Here is a 635-nt window from a genome sequence, read left to right on the forward strand (position 1 = left end):
CAATGCCCATCGGCAGCAGCTTCGTTCAAAACATGAATTAAACCAGCACGGTAACGGAACTGACTATCAGGCGCAACTCCTAAATAAAAGGCAATTTTATCAGTTCTCAGAAAACCAATACCGTAGATGTCAGCAGCTAACTGGTAGGGATTGCTGGTGAGAGTAGCGAGTGCTTCATCCTTGTACTGCCTGTAAATTTTGACTGCATAAGTAGTAGAAACGCCATGACTGTGGAGAAATAGCATTAAATAGATGTAAGAGATGTAAGAAAATAAAATAAAAATAAGTTGATAGCTAAATAAAGATATTTTGAATTGAAGCAGAGACTTCATATTTGGGTTATGCCATCGGCGACGGCGACCCGGACGCGAACAATCCCACAAACTATCGAGTTTGCCCCAGTACCAGCGATGAATTGTGTCGCGTACAGTCTGTGGATGCCATTTTAAGTATTGTGCGATCTTTAGCACTGTCCATCCAGCGGCTGATAAGCGTAGTACAGTGGCACGACTTTGAGTTCTTGGTGGTATACCTTTTGCTTGAGTGAGTGCTAGTAGGGCTTGATCTTCTATTGGTGACAGGTCAACTTTTAAAGGCGCTGGCATCTTGGTCAGGGGTAAAAATATTTACGACTA

Annotated in this window: 1 protein-coding gene; it reads right to left on the reverse strand. The window is 42.7% G+C overall.

Annotation, left to right across the window (positions count from 1 at the left end):
• Positions 1-605 (reverse strand): helix-hairpin-helix domain-containing protein (locus ACEYW6_RS36535; protein WP_412983659.1); only part of this gene is annotated, 605 nt, incomplete at its 3' end.
• Positions 606-635: the final 30 nt, after the last annotated feature.

This window comes from Nostoc sp. UIC 10607, assembly GCF_047228265.1.
Classification (GTDB): domain Bacteria; phylum Cyanobacteriota; class Cyanobacteriia; order Cyanobacteriales; family Nostocaceae; genus Nostoc; species Nostoc foliaceum_A.